The 19,063-nt window shown below is 70.8% G+C and carries 19 protein-coding genes; 10 read left to right on the top strand and 9 right to left on the bottom strand.

Going from position 1 to position 19,063, the window contains the following annotated elements; all coding sequences use genetic code 11:
* Positions 1-55 precede the first annotated feature (55 nt).
* A complete protein-coding gene (locus OIC96_RS26415; protein ID WP_330305469.1) occupies positions 56-1,459 on the top strand; it encodes an alpha,alpha-trehalose-phosphate synthase (UDP-forming) in 1,404 nt (467 codons plus the stop codon).
* Positions 1,460-1,468: 9 nt separating this feature from the next.
* Here the strand turns inward: OIC96_RS26415 and otsB are convergent, their stop codons facing one another.
* From otsB to OIC96_RS26400, 3 genes are all read right to left on the bottom strand, one after another.
* The gene (gene otsB / locus OIC96_RS26410) at positions 1,469-2,323 is read right to left on the bottom strand and encodes a trehalose-phosphatase (RefSeq protein ID WP_330305470.1); all 855 of its coding nucleotides are present in this window, start codon (positions 2,321-2,323) and stop codon (positions 1,469-1,471) included.
* A gap of 431 nt (positions 2,324-2,754) precedes the next feature.
* Positions 2,755-2,982 (bottom strand): DUF3263 domain-containing protein, encoded by a 228-nt coding sequence (locus OIC96_RS26405; RefSeq protein ID WP_330305471.1) that lies wholly within the window; start codon positions 2,980-2,982, stop codon positions 2,755-2,757.
* Between the two features lie 32 nt (positions 2,983-3,014).
* Complete coding sequence (locus OIC96_RS26400) at positions 3,015-4,271, bottom strand: ABC transporter substrate-binding protein (RefSeq protein WP_443058364.1); 1,257 nt, start codon at positions 4,269-4,271, stop codon at positions 3,015-3,017.
* A gap of 162 nt (positions 4,272-4,433) precedes the next feature.
* On the opposite strand from OIC96_RS26400, the gene OIC96_RS26395 reads away from it, so the two are divergent.
* From OIC96_RS26395 to OIC96_RS26385, 3 genes are all read left to right on the top strand, one after another.
* Entirely contained in the window at positions 4,434-5,402 is a 969-nt protein-coding gene (locus tag OIC96_RS26395; RefSeq protein ID WP_330305472.1) for an ROK family protein, read from the top strand.
* Entirely contained in the window at positions 5,402-6,547 is a 1,146-nt protein-coding gene (gene nagA / locus OIC96_RS26390; protein WP_330305473.1) for an N-acetylglucosamine-6-phosphate deacetylase, read from the top strand. The genes OIC96_RS26395 and nagA overlap by 1 nt, the downstream gene beginning before the upstream one ends.
* Positions 6,548-6,741: 194 nt before the next feature.
* Positions 6,742-7,671: a 1-phosphofructokinase family hexose kinase gene (locus tag OIC96_RS26385; protein ID WP_330305474.1), complete on the top strand. Its 930-nt coding sequence runs from the start codon at positions 6,742-6,744 to the stop codon at positions 7,669-7,671.
* Positions 7,672-7,710: 39 nt separating this feature from the next.
* On the opposite strand, the gene OIC96_RS26380 is transcribed toward OIC96_RS26385, so the two are convergent.
* The gene (locus OIC96_RS26380; protein WP_330305475.1) at positions 7,711-8,688 is read right to left on the bottom strand and encodes a CBM35 domain-containing protein; all 978 of its coding nucleotides are present in this window, start codon (positions 8,686-8,688) and stop codon (positions 7,711-7,713) included.
* A gap of 117 nt (positions 8,689-8,805) precedes the next feature.
* Positions 8,806-10,518, bottom strand: a complete 1,713-nt coding sequence (gene cdgB / locus OIC96_RS26375) for a diguanylate cyclase CdgB (RefSeq protein ID WP_330305476.1) — start codon at positions 10,516-10,518, stop codon at positions 8,806-8,808.
* A 431-nt stretch (positions 10,519-10,949) separates the two neighbouring features.
* Between cdgB and OIC96_RS26370 the strand changes: the two genes are divergently transcribed.
* The gene (locus tag OIC96_RS26370) at positions 10,950-11,459 is read left to right on the top strand and encodes a flavin reductase family protein (RefSeq protein WP_406501756.1); all 510 of its coding nucleotides are present in this window, start codon (positions 10,950-10,952) and stop codon (positions 11,457-11,459) included.
* 17 nt (positions 11,460-11,476) lie between these two features.
* Here the strand turns inward: OIC96_RS26370 and OIC96_RS26365 are convergent, their stop codons facing one another.
* Both OIC96_RS26365 and arfB read right to left on the bottom strand, forming a co-directional pair.
* Positions 11,477-12,409 carry a sigma-70 family RNA polymerase sigma factor gene (locus OIC96_RS26365; protein WP_330305477.1) on the bottom strand — a complete coding sequence of 311 codons (933 nt, stop codon included), beginning with the start codon at positions 12,407-12,409 and terminating at the stop codon, positions 11,477-11,479.
* Positions 12,410-12,672: 263 nt separating this feature from the next.
* Positions 12,673-13,101, bottom strand: coding sequence for an alternative ribosome rescue aminoacyl-tRNA hydrolase ArfB (arfB, locus tag OIC96_RS26360; RefSeq protein ID WP_327429722.1), 429 nt, complete (start codon positions 13,099-13,101; stop codon positions 12,673-12,675).
* Positions 13,102-13,307: 206 nt separating this feature from the next.
* On the opposite strand from arfB, the gene OIC96_RS26355 reads away from it, so the two are divergent.
* The 4 genes from OIC96_RS26355 to OIC96_RS26340 all read left to right on the top strand — a co-directional run bounded on the left by OIC96_RS26355 (position 13,308) and on the right by OIC96_RS26340 (position 16,946).
* Positions 13,308-13,883, top strand: a complete 576-nt coding sequence (locus tag OIC96_RS26355; RefSeq protein ID WP_327429723.1) for a TerD family protein — start codon at positions 13,308-13,310, stop codon at positions 13,881-13,883.
* A gap of 262 nt (positions 13,884-14,145) precedes the next feature.
* On the top strand, positions 14,146-14,727 hold the full coding sequence (locus OIC96_RS26350; protein ID WP_330305478.1) for a hypothetical protein: 582 nt from the start codon (positions 14,146-14,148) through the stop codon (positions 14,725-14,727).
* Positions 14,724-15,584, top strand: coding sequence for an SgcJ/EcaC family oxidoreductase (locus tag OIC96_RS26345; protein ID WP_330305479.1), 861 nt, complete (start codon positions 14,724-14,726; stop codon positions 15,582-15,584). Before OIC96_RS26350 ends, OIC96_RS26345 begins: the two co-directional genes overlap by 4 nt.
* Before the next feature lie 195 nt (positions 15,585-15,779).
* Entirely contained in the window at positions 15,780-16,946 is a 1,167-nt protein-coding gene (locus OIC96_RS26340) for a pentapeptide repeat-containing protein (RefSeq protein ID WP_330305480.1), read from the top strand.
* Here OIC96_RS26340 and OIC96_RS26335 read toward each other — a convergent pair.
* Together OIC96_RS26335 and OIC96_RS26330 are read right to left on the bottom strand one after the other, a co-directional pair.
* Positions 16,861-17,478 carry an HAD-IA family hydrolase gene (locus OIC96_RS26335; RefSeq protein ID WP_330305481.1) on the bottom strand — a complete coding sequence of 206 codons (618 nt, stop codon included), beginning with the start codon at positions 17,476-17,478 and terminating at the stop codon, positions 16,861-16,863. The genes OIC96_RS26340 and OIC96_RS26335 overlap by 86 nt on opposite strands.
* A gap of 10 nt (positions 17,479-17,488) precedes the next feature.
* On the bottom strand, positions 17,489-18,733 hold the full coding sequence (locus tag OIC96_RS26330) for a hypothetical protein (RefSeq protein WP_330305482.1): 1,245 nt from the start codon (positions 18,731-18,733) through the stop codon (positions 17,489-17,491).
* 42 nt (positions 18,734-18,775) lie between these two features.
* Here OIC96_RS26330 and OIC96_RS26325 point away from each other — a divergent pair, with 42 nt between their 5' ends.
* A complete protein-coding gene (locus OIC96_RS26325) occupies positions 18,776-18,994 on the top strand; it encodes a hypothetical protein (protein ID WP_330305483.1) in 219 nt (72 codons plus the stop codon).
* The last annotated feature ends 69 nt before the right edge of the window (positions 18,995-19,063 follow it).

Genomic DNA, 19,063 nt, shown 5'->3' with positions numbered 1-19,063 from the left:
GCATACGGCCGAAGTGAACGTTTGAGCGTTTAGGCGGGGGGCTAGATTTCGAGGCATGGCTTCAACGCAGGGCGAAAAAGCGCAGGGCGCCCACCGCATCCTGGTCGCGTCCAACCGCGGCCCGATCACCTACGAGGTCGACGAGAACGGCTCGCTGAAAGCCAAGCGTGGCGGCGGCGGGCTGGTCTCGGGCCTGTCCGCGATCGGCCCGGACGCGGGCGCCCTGTGGGTGTGCTCGGCACTCGGCGACGGTGACCGCGAGGCGGTGCGGCGCGGGGTGGGCGAGGAGGGCGTACGGATGCTCGACATCGACGCCACCGTGCACGCCGACGCGTACAACGGCATCGCGAACTCCGTGCTCTGGTTCGTCCACCACATGCTGTACCAGACCCCGCTGGAGCCGGTCTTCGACGCGGAGTTCCGGCGCCAGTGGGCGTCGTACGAGGCGTACAACCGGGCGTTCGCGGAGGCGCTGGCGGAGGACGCGGCTCAGGGTGCCGTGGCCGTCGTGCAGGACTACCACCTGACCCTCGTCCCCGGGATGCTGCGCGAGTTGCGCCCCGACCTGCGGATCGGGCACTTCTCGCACACTCCGTGGGCGCCGGTGGACTACTTCCGGATGCTGCCCGACGACATCTCCGAGCAGGTGCTGCGCGGGATGCTGGGCGCGGACCGGCTCGGGTTTCTCACCCGTCGCTGGGCGGACGCGTTCACCGCGTGCGCCGACGAGCTCGTCGGCGGGCTCGGCGACACCCGGGTCGGGGTGCACGGGCTCGGCGCGGACGCCGACTTCCTGCGGCGCCGCTCGAACGAGGCGGACGTCGCCGAGCGGATGGTGACACTGCGCGAACAGATCGGCGAGGGCCGGAAGACGATCGTCCGGGTCGACCGGACCGAGCTGTCGAAGAACATCGTGCGCGGGCTGCTGGCGTACCGGCAGCTGCTCGACGACCACCCGGAGTGGCGCGAGCGGGTCGTGCACGTCGCGTTCGCCTACCCGTCCCGCCAGGATCTCGCCGTCTACCGGGACTACACGGCCGAGGTGCAGCGGGTCGCGGACGACATCAACTCCCGTTACGGGACGCCGGGCTGGACCCCGGTGGTGCTGCACGTCAAGGACGACTTCGCGCGCTCGCTGGCCGCGTACCGGCTCGCCGACGTGGCCCTCGTCAACCCCATCCGGGACGGCATGAACCTCGTCGCCAAGGAGGTGCCGGTCGTCTCCGACGAGGGGTGCGCGCTGGTGCTGTCGCGGGAGGCGGGGGCGTACGAGGAGCTCGGCGAGGACGCGATCGTCGTGAATCCGTACGACGTCATCGGCACCGCGCGGGCGCTGCACGAGGCGTTGTCGATGCCGCCGCACGAACGGGCCGAGCGCACCAAGCGGCTGGCCGCCGCGGCGACCGCTCTGCCGCCGGCCCAGTGGTTCCTGGAGCAGCTGCACGAGCTGGAGGCCTGAGCGGTCCCGTCAGTCCAGTTGAGCCGCGAGCGCGGACAGCAGTCGTACGACGCCGGGCGGGCCGTCCACCACCAGGTCGGCCCGGTCGGCGAGTTCGGCGACCTCGGAGCTGCCGCTGCAGACGAGGAGGCCGGGGATGCCGTCGGAGCGGAGCTTGTCGACGGCGGCGAAGGCGGGCAGGTCGCCCAGGTCGTCGCCGGCGTAGAGGACGGATTCGGCACCGATCTCGCGGACGTACTCCAGGAGGGCGACCCCCTTGTCCATGCCCGGCGGGCGCAACTCCAGGACCATCCGCCCCGGTTCGACGATCAGGCCGTGGCGGGTGGCCAGGTCGGTGAGGGGTTCGCGCAGGGCTTCGAAGGCGGCCTGGGGGTCGGACGCGCGGCGCGTGTGCACCGCCACGGCGCGGCCCTTCTCCTCGATCCAGGTGCCCTGCCAGGCGCCGACCCTGTCGAGGCATCCGGGCAACTCGGCGCGGACGGCGGCGACGCCGGGGTGCGGGGCGGGGGCGTTGACCGTGCCGCTCACGGCGTCCCAGCGTTCGGCTCCGTAGTGGCCGAGGACGACGAGGTGTTCCAGGCCCGGTACGCCCGCGAAGCCGCCGTGGCGGACCGCTACGCCGGCCGGGCGGCCGGTGATCACGGCGACGGAGGCGACCTTGGGGGCGAGGGTGGCGAGGGCGGGGACCGCGGCGGGGTGGGCTCGGGCCTGTTCCGGGTCGGGGACGATCGGGGCGAGCGTTCCGTCGAAGTCGAGTGCGATCACTGCCCTTGCGGGCCGCGCGAGGATGGCGTCGAGGCCGTCGCGTCCCGCGGGGGTCGCGGGGGTCGGCAAGGAGTCCGTGGATTCCGCATGGCTGCCCATGTGCCGACCCTATCGGCGCGGTCCCCTGCCGGGGGTGGTTCGTCGGGTGCGGGACGGTGGGGGCTGCTCGCGCAGTTCCCCGCGCCCCTGAAAAGCGGGGTCGTACGTCGGCTGCCAGACGGTGGGGGCTGCTCGCGCAGTTCCCCGCGCCCCTGAAAAGCGGGGTCGTACGTCGACTGCCGGACGGTGGGGGTTGCTCGCGCAGTTCCCCGCGCCCCTGAAAAGCGGGGTCGTACGTCGGCTGCCGGACGGTGGGGGTTGCTCGCGCAGTTCCCCGCGCCCCTGGAATGCGGGGCTGCGCCCCACGCCTTCCACGCCCGGCCCCCCGTTTTTCAGGGGCGCGGGGAACTGCGCAGTCTTTTAGGGGGGTCTGGGGGCGCAGCCCCCAGGAACGGATGGGACGGGTAGGGGCGGCGGGGGCGAGGAACCCCTCAGCGTTCTCCCCGGCGGGAGTCTCTGACCCTGCGGAGGCGGTTCACCGTTATCGGGTCGTGGGCGAGGGCCCTGGGGTCGTCGAGGAGGGCGTTGAGGAGCTGGTAGTAGCGGATGGGGGGCAGGCCGAGCTGCTCCCGGATCGCGCGCTCCTTGGCTCCCGGCCCAGGGAACCCGCGGCGCTCCATGGCAAGAATCCCCTGCTCCCGCGACGTGAGGTCCTCCATGGACAGCACCGTAACCCCCGCCACTGACAGCGTCAGCCCGCGCTGTCCGCCATGATCCCCTCGTTCTGGAGCGAGCCGAGGACCCCGGTCGGGCTGCCACCAGGGCTCACGGCCTTGGCCATCTGCTTCTTGATGTCGGCGCTGATCTTGGCCCAGGACGTCTTGCCGACGGGGTACAGCTCGGAGGAGGGGAGCTCGTCCAGGAACGGGACGAGGTCCTGGTCGTCCTGGTCGCCGGCCATCGTGTCGGACGCGGACGAGGTGACCGGCAGCAGGTCGTACTCGTGGGAGAAGGCGAGCACGTTCTTGTCGTTGTAGACGAAGTCGAGGAAGTCGCCGACCTGCTCGCCGTGGCCGTTCTTCTTGAAGGCCATCATCCAGTCGGCGACACCCATCGTGGCCTTGGTCCTGCCGTCGATGCCGGGCATCGGCACCATGCCGAACTTCACGCCCTTCTTCGCGGCCATCTGCATCAGCGTGGGGTGCCCGCTGAGCATCCCGACCTCGCCGCGCGCGAACGCCTCGAACGCGTCCGCACGGTTCAGCTTCGCGGGAGCGACGGGCCCGGTGAGCCCCTTGCCGACCAGTTCGTCCCTGAGCCAGGTGAACGTCTTGATGTTCTCCGGCGAGTCGATGGCGTACGCGCCGACGTCGTCGGTGTACCCGCCACCGCCGCTCAGCAGCCACTGCATCGTCTCGGCCTGCGCCTCCTCGGGCCCGAGCGGCAGCGCGTAGGGGAACTTCACGCCCTTGGCCTTGAGCACCTTGGCGTCGGCGGCGAGCTCGCTCCAGGTCTGCGGCGGGGTGAGGCCGGCCTCGGTGAAGAGTGTCTTGTTGTAGAAGAGCAGCCGCGTGGAGGACGCGAACGGCATGCCGTACTGGGTCTGGCTCCCGTCCGTGAGCTGCGGGACGAAGTTGGCCTCGACGGGTATGGAGAGCAGGTCGTCGACCTTGTAGAGCTGGCCTTTCGCCGCGTAGTCGGCGTACGCGCCGATCTGCGCCATGTCGGGCGCGTCGCCCGCCGCGACCATCTCCTTGACCTTGCGGTCGACGTCGGTCCAGGAGTAGACGCTGACCTCGACCTTGACCCCCGGGTGGTCCGCCTCGTACTCCTTGACCAGCTTGTCCCAGTACTTCTGGGAGCTGTTGGCCGAGGAGTCGCCGTAGTCGGCGGCCACCAGCTTGAGGGTCACCTCCGAGGAAGCGTCCGAGCTGCCGCAGCCCGCGAGTGTCGCCGTCATGCCCATGGCAAGCGCCACCGCGGTCAGTCCTGTCCTACGCCGCTGCACTGCTCTGTCTCCCAACCCCCGGCCAGCACGGGCCGGCCCCTGGCCGACCCCTGGCCGCATTTGCTTGTGCGTCCGTTGCATCCGTCTCGGCATGCGGATATAAGGTCTACACCACGTGAGTGGACTAGACCTCTCCTGGGGTAAGGGGCGACACTGTCCCCCGTGAGACATGTCATCGCCCTCGATGTGGGCGGCACCGGGATGAAGGCCGCCCTCGTGGGCGCCGACGGCGACCTGCTGCACCAGGCACGCCGGGCGACCGGCCGGGAGCGCGGTCCGCAGGCCGTCGTCGAGACGATCCTCGGCTTCGCCGCCGAGCTGCGCGCGTACGGCGCGGAGCACCTCGGCGGGCCCGCCGTCGCCGCCGGAGTCGCCGTCCCCGGCATCGTCGACGCCGCGCACGGCATCGCGGTGTACGCGGCCAACCTCGGCTGGCGCGACGTCCCGCTGCGCCGACTGCTCGGCGACCGGCTGGGCGGCGTACCCGTCGCGCTCGGGCACGACGTGCGCACGGGCGGGCTCGCGGAGGGCCGCATCGGCGCCGGGCAGGGGGCGGACCGGTTCCTGTTCGTCCCGCTCGGCACCGGAATCGCGGGCGCCATCGGCATCGACGGCGGCGTCGAGGAGGGCGCGCACGGCTTCGCGGGCGAGATCGGCCACATCGTCGTACGCCCCGGAGGGACCCCGTGTCCGTGCGGGCAGCACGGCTGTCTGGAGCGGTACGCGTCCGCGGCGGCCGTCAGCCAGGCCTGGGCGGAGGCGTCCGGCGATCCGGAGGCGGACGCGGCGGACTGCGCGAAGGCGGTCGACTCCGGGGACCCCCGCGCCGTACGGGTCTGGCAGGAGGCCGTCGACGCGCTCGCCGACGGGCTCGTCACCGCGCTCACTCTGCTGGACCCGCGCACCCTGATCATCGGTGGCGGCCTGGCGGAGGCCGGGGAGACGCTGTTCACACCGCTGCGGGCCGCCGTCGAGCGGCGCGTCACCTTCCAGAAGCTGCCGGCCATCGTCCCGGCGGCCCTCGGCGACACGGCCGGCTGCCTGGGCGCGGGACTGCTGGCCTGGGATCTACTCGAAACCGACGAAACCGCTGAAACCGACATCACCGACCGCTCGGAGGTAACCACCTGATGGCCCCTAGAAAGGTTCTCGCCGGCGCCCGGGTGGTCCTGCCCACCGGGATCGTGGACGGCGGCCGCGTGATCGTCGAGGGCACGCGGATCGCCGGGAGCGGTCCCGCCGACGCGGAGACCATCGACGTACGGGGCCACTGGCTGGTCCCCGGCTTCGTCGACCTCCACAACCACGGCGGTGGCGGCGCCTCCTTCACCTCCGGGACCGTCGAGGAAGTCCTCAAGGGCGTCCACACGCACCGGCTGCACGGCACCACGACGGTCGTCGCCTCCACCGTCACCGGCGACATGGACGGGCTCGCCCAGCGCGCCGGGCTGCTGTCCGAGCTGGCCGAGCAGGGCGACATCGCGGGCATCCACTTCGAGGGCCCCTTCATCTCGCCGTGCCGCAAGGGCGCGCACTCCGAGGAGCTGCTGCGCGACCCGGATCCGGCGGAGGTCCGCAAGCTGATCGACGCGGCGCGCGGCCGGGCCAAGATGGTCACGCTCGCCACCGAACTGCCGGGCGGCATCGCCTCCGTACGCCTGCTGGCCGAGCACGGGGTGATCGCGGCGATCGGGCACACCGACGCGACGTACGAGCAGACGAAGAAGGCCATCGACGCGGGCGCGACCGTGGCGACGCACCTGTTCAACGCGATGCCTGCGCTCGGCCACCGCACGCCCGGTCCGATCGCGGCCCTCCTGGAGGACGAGCGGGTCACGGTCGAGCTGATCAACGACGGCACGCATCTGCACCCCGCCTCCCTGGAGCTGGCGTTCCGTCACGCGGGTGCCGACCGAGTCGCGTTCATCACCGACGCCATGGACGCGGCGGGCTTCGGCGACGGCCGCTACATGCTCGGCCCGCTGGAGGTCGAGGTCGCGGACGGCGTCGCCCGCCTGGTGGAGGGCGGTTCGATCGCGGGCTCGACGCTCACGCTCGACCGGGCCTTCCAGCGCGCGGTGACGATCGACCGGCTGCCGGTCGAGGACGTCGTGGCGGCCCTCTCCGCCAACCCCGCCCGCCTGCTCGGCATGGACGACAAGGTGGGCTCCCTGGAGCCGGGCAAGGACGCCGACCTGGTGCTTCTCGACGCCGACTTCGGGGTCAAGGGCGTAATGCGCAGGGGCGAATGGGTGGTTGAGCCCCAACTGGGATGATTGACCCCTTGCCCGAGCAGGGCGAATGGCTACCGACGTACAACAATTGCCTGTTCAAGCACGGCGGTTGGCCCGCGGGACTGGGCCGACCGCCGTTGTCTTTGACATGATCGAGCCTCCGGACAACCGGTCGGCGCGTACCGCCGCATACCGAGCGTCCACTTGATGATTCTCTTCGGGGGAGGTCGGCCCAGGTGATCCTCACGGTCACACTGAACACCGCTCTCGACCTCACCTATCACGTACGGTCACTGCGGCCGCACACCTCGCACCGGGTGACCGAGGTGACCGAACGCCCGGGCGGCAAGGGCCTGAACGTGGCCCGGGTGCTCGCCGCCCTCGGCCACGAGGTGACGGTCACGGGCTTCACGGGCGGCGCGACGGGCCGCGCGGTGCAGGACCAACTCACCTACACGCCGGGGCTGGTGGACGCGCTGGTCCCGGTGACGGGATCGACGCGCCGCACGATAGCCGTCGTCGACACGGCGACCGGTGACACGACTCAGCTGAACGAGCCGGGACCGGCGATCACCCCGGCCGAGTGGTCGGCCTTCCAGGAGGCGTACGAGCATCTGCTGCGCTCCGCCTCGGCGGTGGCCCTCTGCGGCAGCCTGCCCCCGGGTGTACCGGTCGGCGCCTACGCCCAGCTCATACGGGCCGCCCGCGCGTCGGCGGTCCCGGTGCTGCTGGACACCAGCGGCGAACCGCTGCGCCGCGGGGTCGCGGCCCGCCCCGACATCGTGAAGCCGAACGCCGACGAACTCGCCGAACTCACCGGCTCCCACGACCCGTCGCAGGCCACCCGGGACGCCCGCCGGCGCGGCGCGCACACGGTCGTGGCCTCGCTGGGCGCGGAGGGCCTCCTCGCGGCGAACGCGGAAGGCCGCTGGCGGGCCACCCCGCCGCGCCACGTGCACGGCAATCCGACGGGAGCGGGCGACTCGGCGGTCGCCGGCCTGCTGTCGGGGCTGGTGGAGCACCTGCCGTGGCCGGAGCGCCTGGCCCGGGCCGTCGCCCTGTCCGCGGCGACCGTACTGGCGCCCGTGGCGGGCGAGTTCGACCGCGCGGCGTACGAGACGCTGCTGGACCAGATAGCGGTGACGGCCGACGCCACAGCGGCGTGACCGCCCTGGACAGCCAGGCCGCCGCTAGGCCCTGTCGGCCTAGTCCCCGACCTGGCCCTCCTTCAGGGACAGCTGGTCGAGCAGGACGTTGCAACTGTCGCCGTCCCCGCAGGAGATGGTGATCGTGTTGGTGCCCTTGTTGAGGGTGGGATACGCGTAGGTCTTCGTCCAGCCCTTCGCGAAGTCACCGTCGGCGGCGCCCGTGTAGTTCTTCATGCTCAGCTTGGAGCCGAAGACCTTGCCGTTGACGGTGAGGGTCATCGACTGGTCGTCACCGGCCGCGCTGTAGCGCGCGAAGAGCGTGTAGGCGCCGGCCTTGGGGATGTCGCTGACGTTCCAGGTGACGGAGGCACCCGTGGCGTTCAGACCCGTCACATAGACACCGCCGTCGGACAGGGCGCCCTCGACGTCCGACGCCGTGGACACACCGGTGCCCAGGTTCAGCGCCTTGGCGTCGACCGCCGGCAGTTCCGCGGAGGCACCGGAGCTCTTGGACGCCGACGCGCTCGGCGACGCGCTCTGTGCGGTCGAGGGGGTCGAGCTGACGTTGTCGCTGCTGTTGTCGTCGTCCGCGCCGCCGCCCAGCATGGCGACGCCGATGCCGATGGCGACCACGGCGACCACGGCGATCGCGCCGATGAGGAGGCCCTTGGTGTTGGGACCGCGCCCGCGCCCGCCGCCGTCACCGGGCAGCGGCTGCCGGCTGGTGGGCGCGCCGCCCATCGTCTCGGGGGCCGCGTAGTGCGCGTTCTGGCCGTACGCCTGCTGCTGCGGCACCTGGCCGTACTGCGCGGTCGGCGGCTGCTGGCCGTAGCCGGGCTGGGCCTGCTGGCCGTAGCCGGGCTGCTGTCCGTACTGGCGCTCGCCGACCGCCCGCACTCTGTTGACCGAGCCGGGGTAGCCGTAGCCGCCGCCTCCAGGGGGCGGGGTGGCTCCGTTGGCCTGACCATCGGCGTAGAGATAGCCGAACGGGTCGTCGTCCTCGGGCGTGCTCGCGCCGTTGTTGCCGGGCGTCATCCCTAGGTCTCCTCAGCGGGTGCGGTTCAGATGCGTCATACGGATGAAGGGCGAGCCTACCCGCTCTTGCTGAGTCAAACGGGGGGTCTTCACCGCATCAACGCACTGACCTGCTATTTATCCCGCACGCCGATGCTGTTTGGGACGAGACCGTTTCTCGATGTACATCCGTTCGTCAGCGGACTTCAGCACCTCGTCCGCCGTCATGCCGCAGTGTGCCCATCCGATGCCGAAGCTCGCGCCCACGCGGACGGCCCGTCCGTCGACCCGGATGGGCGGAATGATCGCGTTCCGCAGCCGTACGGCGAGGTCCTGGGCGTCGGCCCGGCCGAGCCCGTCGGCGAGCACCACGAACTCGTCGCCGCCGAGGCGGGCCACCGTGTCGCCGTCCCGGACGGCGTGGGTGAGCCGTCTCGCCACCTCGATGAGGACCGCGTCACCCGCGTTGTGCCCGAACCGGTCGTTGATCGACTTGAAGCCGTCGAGGTCGCAGAAGAGGACCGCGAGCCCCTTGGTGCCGTCGTCCGTCTCGCCCTCGGGCGCGATCGTGTGCACGTGGTGGTCGAAGGCGTCGTACGCCTCGGAGCTGGGCTGGAAGTCGAAGCCGTGGCCGTTGTTGTCGTACGCCGGGTGGCCGTTCCCGTCGTACCCGCCCTGGCCTCCCGGCAGCTCCGCGAACTGCCCGTGCCCGTACGCCGCGTCCAGCGAGGCGACCGCGCCGGGCGGCAGGGACTGCGGGCGCTGACAGAGGCGGGAGCTGAGCCGGGAGCGCAGCTCGGCGGAGTTCGGCAGGCCGGTGAGCGCGTCGTGCGAGGCGCGGTGGGCGAGCTGGAGCTCGCGCCGCTTGCGCTCCTCGATGTCCTCGACGTGGGTGAGCAGAAAACGGGGGCCGTCGGCGGCGTCCGCGACGACGGAGTTGCGCAGGTGCACCCAGACATAGCTGCCGTCGCGCCGCCCGAGCCGCAGCTCGGCCCGGCCGCCCTCGGCGGACGTTCTGAGCAGGGTGCCGATGTCCTCGGGGTGCACGAGGTCGGAGAAGGAGTAGCGGCGCATCGCGGAGGCGGGGCGGCCGAGGAGACGGCACAGGGCGTCGTTCGTCCGCAGTATGCGGCCGTGCTGGTCGCCGCCCATCTCGGCGATCGCCATGCCGCTCGGCGCGTACTCGAAGGCCTGGCGGAAGGACTCCTCGCTGGCGCGCAGGGCCTGCTGTTCGCGCTCAAGGCGGACGAGGGCGCGCTGCATATTGGCTCGTAGACGCGCGTTGCTGATCGCGATGGCGGCCTGGAACGCGTACATCTGGAGCGCCTCACGCCCCCACGCGCCCGGCCGCCGCCCGTTGCGCGGCCGGTCCACGGACAGGACGCCGATCAGCTCGCCGCAGCTGCCGCCGGAGACGCCCGGGGTGTGCATGGGCGCGAAGAGACGGTCGGAGGGGTGCCACTCGTCCTCGAAGCGGGGCGCAGGACCGTCGGTGTACCACTGCGGTACGTCGTCCTCGTCGAGGACCCAGCCCTCGGTGTGCGGTATGAACCGGAGGTCGCCCCAGGCCTCGCCCATGTTCAGCCGGCGGTCCCAGGAGGCGCGGGAGCCGACGCGGCCGGTGATGAGGGCCTCGGCGGCGGAGTTGCCGGCGAGCGCGGCGACGACGAGGTCGCCGTCCGGGCGTACGAGGTTGACACACGCCAGCTCGAAGCCGAGGCCGGTGACCACGCCGTCGGCGACGGTCTGCAGCGTGTCGGCCAGGCTGCGGGCGGTGTTCATGTCCGCCATCACGGTGTGCAGCTGCCGCAGGGTCGCAAGACGGACGTAGGGCTCCGACTCGGTCTCCATGCGCCCTCCCCTCGAGACCTCGCAGCAACTCCAGGGTTCTCTCGGCGTACTAGGTGGTACTAGTTGGTAGCTTCTTGCTCAGCTTCCCCGCCACTGAATCACAGCGCGCTGCCCACTCGGTACACAGGGTCAACAAAATATGGCTCCTGTGACTCAAGTCACAGCTGAAGATGAACAATTGAGTGAGGTTTCTGCATTTTCACCGTGCGTTTACTGAACGCATATTGCGGAGCTGTGCAGACACTGTGAGCAATTGTGTCCGTTGTCCAGGTGCGTTGCCGTCGGCATCTCGGTCGGTATCTCCGTCGGTGGTCCTAGGACCAGGCTCGGGCCGAGGTCCGATGTGCCACCCCGGGGGCGGACACTAGCGTTTCGGCGTGCTGAAGACTCCCCCTGCCGCTCCACCCACCCCGTCCGTGCATGCTGAGGGGGTGAGCAACGACGAGTTCCGCGCCGCCATGACCCGGCTGGCCGCGGGCGTGGTCCTGGTGACCGCACACGAGCCCGCGCTGGACCCGGACGGCCCCGGTGGCGAGGACGTCGGCATGACCGCGACGGCCTTCATGTCCGTCTCCCTGGACCCGCCCCTCGTCATGGTCAGCCTGCGCGAGGGCTCCCGCATGGACGACCTGCTCGACGAACAGCCCCTGTGGGCCGTCTCCGTGCTCTCCGAGAGCCAGCGCCACATCGCGGGCCGCTTCGCCATGAAGGGCCGCATCAGCGACCGGCTGCTCTTCGAGGACATCCCGTACGTCCGCGGCGAGGCGTCCGGGGCACTCCTGGTGGGCGGCGCCCTGGCCACCCTGGAGTGCAGTACCGAGCAGCGCGTGCGCGCGGGCGACCACACCCTGGTCATCGGCCGCGTCCTGACGGCCCAGGTGCCGAGCGCGGACGGGGGGCCGCTGATGTACTTCAAGGGCCGCTACCGGCAGTTGGGCTGATCCCTCGGGCCACTCGGTCACCGGTCGAGGACCGTGACGTCGAGCCCGGCCAGCCGTTCCGGGTCGTTGAGGATGTCGATCACGGCGATCCTCCCCCGTACGACGGTGAAGGCGAGGACGCTGACCGGGCGCCCGTCGGCGACCACCACGAAACCCGCCGCACCGTTGACGAGGGCGGGCCGTGCGATGCGGGCGAGATGCGCGAAGCTGCTCGCTCCCGAGGCCACGGCGATGGCACCGGCGGTCACACCGGCCTCCGAGCGGGCCACGACATCCGGGTCGAGCACCGCGACGAGCGCGTCGAAGTCACCGTCGCGCGCCGCCGCCAGGAACGCCTCGACGACCTCCCGCTGCTGGGCGAGGTCGGGATCCGGCGCGGGCGCCCCACCCTGGACCCGGCGCCGGGCCCTGCTGGCGAGCTGACGGGACGCCGCCGGCGTACGGCCCACGATGGGCGCGATCTCGTCGAACGGCACGGCGAACAGGTCGTGCAGCACGAAGGCGAGCCGCTCGGCGGGCGCGAGCTGCTCCAGTACGACGAGCAGGGCCAGCCCCACCGAGTCGGCGAGCAGCGCCTCCTGCTCCGGGTCGATCCCGCCGAAGGGGCTGATGACCGGCTCCGGCATCCGCACCCCCGGCTGCTCCTCCAAGGACTCCTCGCCCCGGGTCCGACGGGACCGCAGCAGGTCCAGACAGACCCGCCCCACGACGGTCGTCAGCCACCCCCCGAGGTTGTCGACCCGGGCGGCGTCGACCCGGCTGAGCTTGAGCCAGGCCTCCTGCACGGCGTCATCGGCCTCGGTGAGGGAGCCGAGCATGCGGTAGGCGACGGCGCGGAGATGGCTCCGATGCGATTCGAACCGCTCGGCGAGGAACTCGTGCTCGCCCTTGCCCGGGAATGCGCCGCCGTTCACGCCGTTCACGCCGTTCTCGCCGCTCACGTCACTCATGGGTAGACATCTCCTCGTCACGGTCCGTCCCGACAGTGGGTTGACGGATCGTGGGGAGTGGATGTGACAAGCGGGTCTGGGCCGTGTGTCGGGTGCGGGTGGGTGGGGGTTGCTCGCGCAGTTCCCCGCGCCCCTTAAAGGCACCCGGGGCGGGCCGGCGGTTTTTTAGGGGCGCGGGGAACTGCGCGACCAGCCCCCACCGGTCCGCAGCCGACGAACAACTCACGGGGTCGAAGGGGCAGAGCCCCTGGCTGAGCCCTCGCCTAACCCCAGTCCCGCCCGGAACGGCCCCGCTTGGTGTCCCCGCGCTGCTTCTTCTCGCGCAGCCGGCGTTCATTGATGCCCCGGGGGATACGGGTGGCCCGGCGCGGCCTGGGCGGCGGCGCGCTGGCCTCGGCGAGCAGGGAGGCGAGTCGTACGGCCGCGGTCTCCCTGTTGCGCCACTGCGACCGATGCTCGGACGCCCGCACGCTGATGACCCCGTCGACAAGCCGCCCGGCGAGCTTGGCGAGGGCGCGCTCCTTCCAGACGGGCGGCAGCGCCTCGGTCTTCGCGAGGTCGAACCGCAGCTCGACCTGGGAGTCGCTCGTGTTGACGTGCTGCCCGCCGGGCCCACTGGATCGCGAGAAACGCCACATGAGCTCGGCCTCGGGAAGGGAGACGGAGCCGCGAATGACGTAAGGACCGGACATGGGTCCATGGTCGCGTGTCTGTCCGGTCCACGTCACCCTCTTTTCCACCCAGAGCGCCTCCGTCAAGAAGGTAAAGAAAGTAAAGGGAGCTGGAACCTTCGGTGCCCCTCTTGGCGTTCCTAGTGGTAGCTGTAGCTTCGTGCCCGTACGAAGCCCATACGTACGGGCACAGTGTTCGTACGCAACGAGGGAAGGGACTCCCAACAATGGCTGTAAGCCTGTCCAAGGGTGGCAACGTCTCGCTCACCAAGGAGGCTCCGGGCCTGACCGCCGTCACCGTGGGCCTCGGCTGGGACGTCCGCAGCACCACGGGCACCGACTTCGACCTCGACGCCTCGGCCATCGCGGTCAACACCCAGGGCAAGGTCTACTCGGACGCCCACTTCGTCTTCTTCAACAACAAGCAGACCCCGGACCAGACCATCGTCCACACCGGCGACAACCGCACGGGCGAGGGCGCGGGCGACGACGAGGCGATCAACGTCAACCTGGCGGGCCTCCCCGCCGACATCGACAAGATCGTCTTCCCGGTCTCGATCTACGACGCCGAGACCCGCTCGCAGAACTTCGGCCAGGTCCGCAACGCCTACATCCGCATCCTCAACCAGGCCGGCGGCGCCGAGATCGCGCGCTACGACCTCTCCGAGGACGCGGCGACGGAGACCGCCATGGTCTTCGGCGAGCTCTACCGCAACGGCGCGGAGTGGAAGTTCCGCGCGGTCGGCCAGGGCTACGCGTCGGGCCTCGTGGGCATCGCCCAGGACTTCGGCGTGAGCGTCTGACAGCCGCACATATCCCGAGGAGCCCCCGGCCCAGGCCGGGGGCTCCTCGCGTGTCCGGGGACTCCGCCCGCCCGCGGACTCCTCACGCATAGGGAAAACCCCACGCCCCCGAGCGAACTACTGAAAACTTCAAGCACTACCCCTAGGCTCCCCACTCGGCACCCGCTCGGCCCACCCCCACGAGAAACGGAGCCCAGCCCCCATGTCACCTGCATCCGACTTATCCGACGGGCACTGTCGTAGCACTCCCCCCACCGTCCTGATGGACGACCACGCACTCGACGACTTCCTCACCGCGGCCGTCACCGAGTACCAGCTCATCACCCCCGAAGCCCCCCTCCCCTGCTTCGCGCTCCTCCTCGGCAACGCCGGCCGGGGCACCCTGCACATCCACCGCGTCGCCTTCGGCCGCAACGCCCGCACCTCGGACCCGGCGGCCCGCCGCGAGTTCAGCGAGACGATCGTGCCCCGCTTCGGACCGGCGTACGAGAACGAGCACCGGGCCTGGTGGATCGACTCCCGCGACCTCCTCAAGGCCTCCAAGGAAGCCGACGCCCTGGGCCTGGACCTCCTCGGCTCCATCCACATGCACCCCGACTGGCACCGCCTGGGCCCGCCGCAGGAGCGCCGGTTCGTCCTCAGCGAGCGCCCGACCCCCATGGACCACCACGTCTTCAGCCGCACGGCCTGGCCCATCAACGTCATCTGCTACCTGGAGCGCCGGGCCGACGTCTTCTACCACGCGCTGGCGGCCTGGGCCCCTCCCCCGGCCGACGCCCCCGAGGACATGCACTGCACCGAACTGCCCTTGCGCGTCCGGACCCGAACCACCGTGGGGGTGTGACCGCCGTGACGACCAGCGACACCCGGATGATCCACGCCCTCTGGGAGAACATGGCCCTCGGCTGGGCGGCGGGCGACGCCACCCGCTTCGCCTCGAACTTCTCCCCGGACTGCGACTTCACGACCGTACGAGGGGACAAGCCGCCCGGCCGGGCAGGCATAGCGGCGGGCCACGACCGTCTCTTCCGTACCCAGTACGCCTCAACACGCCTGGAAGCCCGGGTGGTTGCTGTCCGCCACCTGCGCCCGGACCTGGCGACGGTGGAGGCCGAGTCCACGATCCTCACCGCCGACGGCGCACCCCTGGCCACGACACACGCCCTGGCGGTGGTCGAGCGAACCGCCCCGGACGGCTGGCAGATCGTCGCGTTCCACAACATGATCCCAGCCACCCCGAAGGAGCCGGCCGCCGTGCAGGAATCCCCCGTACAGGAAACTCCCGTACCGGAGCCCACCGACGCCCGGTCGGCCCGCCCGAAACTCCGCCACCTCGCCATCGTCGCCCGCGACCCCGAGAAGCTGGCCGACTTCTACACCTCGGTCTTCGCCATGGAGCTCTTCCACCGAGACCCCGACGGAAGCTGCTTCCTCTCCGACGGCCATCTCTCCCTGGCCCTCATCAAGCACCAGCTGGACGGTGACACCCCGGTGGGCATGAACCACTTCGGCTTCCACATAGCGGATACGGCGGCCACGTCCGAGGCCCTCACCGAAGCGGGCACCCCCGAACCGGCCGAACGCTTCACCAACCGCCCCTTCGCCGAGTACCGGGCCATGGACCCGGAGGGCAACTGGTTCGACCTCTCGGAACACGGCTTCGGCGGCCCCCGCCCCACACCCACCGCAGACGACTCCTGACCCTCCCCGCCCCACCCAACCCCCTGCCCGTGCCCGCTTCCTCACCGCCCCGGGCACGGGCAGCGCGGACGGCCGAATGTCCGAACCCCCCAACTCTGGCCAAAGCGACGGAACTTGCGGTGTCATGCCTTCATGGGCAGCGGTTCCGGGTGGAGGCTACGAGCGTCGGGGCCACGAGCGTGGGGACCACGAGCGTTGAGGCACGTCCTCTCGCTCCCCGTCACGCGGTACGCGCTCGTGATCGCCGTGATCATCGGCGTATGTCTGTTTCTGCTGGGCCCGGCCGCCTGGCAGATCGCGGGCGACACAGTGCGCGACCTGCCGGCGCGGGAGCGGCCACGGGCCATCGACGACGTGCGCCGCACGCTGCTCGTCGCCGTGGGAGGCGCCGCCGGACTGACCGGGCTGGCCTACTCGGTCCGTACGTACTACCTGTCCCGCCGCGGTCAGGTGACCGACCGCTTCGCCAGGGCCACGACCGCGCTGTCCTCCGGGAGTCTCGTGGAGCGGCTGGGCGGGATCTTCGCACTGGAACATGTGATGCGGGAGTCACCGCGTGACCACGAGACCGTCGTCCAGATCCTGGCGGCGTTCGTCCGCAGCGAGTCCCCCGTCCGCCCCGGCAGGCCTCCTTCGCCGGTACGAGAGGACGTCGCCGCCGCCATGACCGTGCTGGCCCGCAGGCCCTTGCGGGACGAGAAGAACCCCATGGACCTGCGCCGCGCCGATCTCACCGGACTGGAGCTGCTGTCCGACCAGGACGGGCACGGTCCCCGGCTCTCACAGGCCGACCTGTGCGGCGCCCGGCTGACCGACGCGCGGATGCCCGGCGCCGACCTCAGGGGTGTCTGGCTGGGCGGCGCCGATCTCACCCGGGCCGATCTCCAGGGCGTGGATCTGTCCGAGGCCTGGCTGAGTGACGCGACCCTGCGGGAAACGAAGCTGCAGAAGGCGCGTCTTGCCGCGGCCAAGCTCGACGAGGCCACGCTGTACGACACCCACTTCACCGGGGCCGTACTGACCGGCTGCCGGATGGACCACGCGACACAGCACGGAGCCTGGTTCTCCGGCGCGGAACTGACCGGGGCCTGGCTCCAGGACGTCAACCTGTACAACAGCCAGGGGCTGACGACGGACCAGCTCCTGTCGGCGGCCTGTCTGGAACGTACGGCGCTTCCGCAAGGACTGCGGCGCGACCCCCGGCTGCTGGCCGGCTCCCCGGCCTGGCAGAGCGCGTCGTACCAGCATCTGCCCGACCATCCGTTTCCCTGGCCGGTCAGCCGAGCAGATCGCGGCGGAGCCGGGCCGCGTCGGAGAAGAGCACGGACCGGATTCCGAGGACCGCTGCGCCCTCGACATTGACCTGGCGGTCGTCCACGAAGACGACCTCGTCCGCGGTGGCCCCCAGGATCTCCAGCGCCGTCAGATAGGCGGCCGGATCGGGCTTCGCGGCACGGATCTCGCTGCTGCAGATCACCTGGTCGAACGGCTCCAGCCAGGCCAGCGCGCGCAGGGCGGCGCCCAGGGAGAGGGGGGCGTTGGACAGCACGGCCAGCCGCGTGCCCGCCGCCCTCATCTCCGCGACCACCCGCAGCGTCTCCTGGTTGGGGAACAGCCAGCTCTCGACGTCGAGTTCGTCCAGGGTAACGATCAGGGCCTCGGGCCAGTCGGCGTCGATCCGGGCCCCGACCCGCTTCCAGTAGTCCCCGCGGGAGAGGTCGCCGGCGTCGTACGCCTGGCGTTCGGCCCAGTAGGCCTCCCAGAAGGGCCCGAACTCGGCGTGCGCGACCGCGGCCATCCGCTGCCGCAGTTCCTCCGGCTGATGCAGGCCGAGCACACCGGCGAAGTCGCAGAGCAGCCAGCCGGGTCGGTGCGAAGCCGAAGCGTCCGCCATGGGTTCTCCTTCAGGTTCGGGCCGTCGGGATGTTCAGGTGTCCCCGATGCTGCCAGGCCAGCTTCAGACAGGCCCGTGCCGCGGGCAGGGTGGTCGGGTCGTTCGCGTAGCTCGCGACGGTTTCCTCGTCGAAGGGCAGTCCCTGATAAGGGCGTTTCCTGGGGCCGAAGAGGAAGTGGATCGTGCCCGGGAGACGGTCGTCCTCGTCCAGCAGCCGGCCGCCCGGGCCCTCAAGGTCGCCTTCTTGCACCGAGTTGAACATCTCCGCGAAAACCCGGTCGAAGAGCCGCTCGTCGAAGACGCACACCATGAGGATCTCGGGCTTCCACGTGAGCGGGTAGAGCCCGGTTCCCAGGTAGTGGCACTGGGCACCGCCCCCGCGCAGAGCCGACTCCACGGCGGCGTACTCCGGGTCGGACATGAAGTCGACCGGTGTGACGTGCTCCGTCGGATTGATCACGTCGGGGCGTCCGAGGATCTCCTCCATGTACTCCCGGATGATCGTGGACCGCACGTCGAGGTCGGCTCCTCCCACGGCGTGTCCCTCGGTGTCACCGCCGGAGGGCTGGAACTCGCCCGCCGGGACCACGTGGACGGTGCCACGGGCGGTGGCCACCGAGGTGCGCCGGTGCAGATAGAAGAACGAACGGCGCCGTGACGCACGGATGGTGAGCGTGTTGATGCCGGGCGTCGCACACCGGCCGGCGAAGTCGAAGGGCCCCCTAAGGGACTCACGGTAGGGGCCGATGATCGAGGCACCGCCGGACTCCGCATAGCGCTTGGCGGCCTCGTAACCGAGCGCCTCGCCCGTGTCGATCCAGTCGTAGTACGACCCCATGGTGAACTGGAGGGCGGTCGAACGGCCCGTCCGTTCCGAGGCCGTCGGATCAAGGCCGAGCAGGCGGAACGACGGAGCGTCGAAGAACATGGGCGGCTTCGCGAACTGGAGCACGGCGGCGGAGTACGTGGGGACGCGCATCCCCTCGACGGCCGGCCAGTAGGGCGCCAGCAGCCGCTTGGCCGCGTCGAAGGTGTCGGCGCGGGGCGCGGAGTAGTTCAGCTGAACCTGGTCCAGCGGGAGCGGTCTGCGCGGGATCCAGCCCCGGCGGGTGAGCAGCGGGAGACCGGGAACCGCGATGTCGCCGGACTGCTCCTCAAGAGACTTGGTGATGAGGGGGGCAACCAACTGGCTGACATACGCGTGCAGTTGCCTGAACCGAGCCTCGCGCCAATCGGACGTTCGTCGCCGTGTCATCGGAACCCCTGACAGGAGTCACCCTTCAGCCGGGAGGCAAGCGTGGCAGACACCCAGCCTCGATGCCATGCGCTCGACCGCATCCGCCCGAAGAGGCGCGATGGCCAGTCCCCCCGTCCCACCGTCGCCCCCGACAGCTTGCACCGCGCGCGTCTCACCCTCCTCCCTCTCGCCCTCGCCCGCCATCCCGACCCGGCCGACCCCGACCCGTGGATCGGCCTGCTGCTCGCCGAGTTGGATACATTCCGGCCGCCCGCATAGCGGAGCCGAGCGCACGGCTTTCGGATACGAACATGTAAAAAGTTGACCGCCCCCTGTCAAACAGGGGGT

This window comes from Streptomyces sp. NBC_00775 (genome assembly GCF_036347135.1).
Lineage (GTDB): Bacteria > Actinomycetota > Actinomycetes > Streptomycetales > Streptomycetaceae > Streptomyces > Streptomyces lutosisoli.
Note: the sequence above shows the minus strand (reverse complement) of the source record. Positions and strands in the feature narration are given on the sequence as shown.

Excerpts from the sequence above, each read along its gene's own strand:
- OIC96_RS26415 (WP_330305469.1), top strand. The coding sequence starts at position 56 with ATGGCTTCAACGCAGGGCGAAAAAGCGCAGGGCGCCCACCGCATCCTG.
- otsB (WP_330305470.1), bottom strand. The coding sequence starts at position 2,323 with ATGGGCAGCCATGCGGAATCCACGGACTCCTTGCCGACCCCCGCGACC.
- OIC96_RS26405 (WP_330305471.1), bottom strand. The coding sequence starts at position 2,982 with ATGGAGGACCTCACGTCGCGGGAGCAGGGGATTCTTGCCATGGAGCGC.
- nagA (WP_330305473.1), top strand. The coding sequence starts at position 5,402 with ATGGCCCCTAGAAAGGTTCTCGCCGGCGCCCGGGTGGTCCTGCCCACC.
- OIC96_RS26380 (WP_330305475.1), bottom strand. The coding sequence starts at position 8,688 with ATGACGCCCGGCAACAACGGCGCGAGCACGCCCGAGGACGACGACCCG.
- cdgB (WP_330305476.1), bottom strand. The coding sequence starts at position 10,518 with ATGGAGACCGAGTCGGAGCCCTACGTCCGTCTTGCGACCCTGCGGCAG.
- OIC96_RS26365 (WP_330305477.1), bottom strand. The coding sequence starts at position 12,409 with ATGAGTGACGTGAGCGGCGAGAACGGCGTGAACGGCGTGAACGGCGGC.
- arfB (WP_327429722.1), bottom strand. The coding sequence starts at position 13,101 with ATGTCCGGTCCTTACGTCATTCGCGGCTCCGTCTCCCTTCCCGAGGCC.
- OIC96_RS26355 (WP_327429723.1), top strand. The coding sequence starts at position 13,308 with ATGGCTGTAAGCCTGTCCAAGGGTGGCAACGTCTCGCTCACCAAGGAG.
- OIC96_RS26350 (WP_330305478.1), top strand. The coding sequence starts at position 14,146 with ATGGACGACCACGCACTCGACGACTTCCTCACCGCGGCCGTCACCGAG.
- OIC96_RS26335 (WP_330305481.1), bottom strand. The coding sequence starts at position 17,478 with ATGGCGGACGCTTCGGCTTCGCACCGACCCGGCTGGCTGCTCTGCGAC.
- OIC96_RS26330 (WP_330305482.1), bottom strand. The coding sequence starts at position 18,733 with ATGACACGGCGACGAACGTCCGATTGGCGCGAGGCTCGGTTCAGGCAA.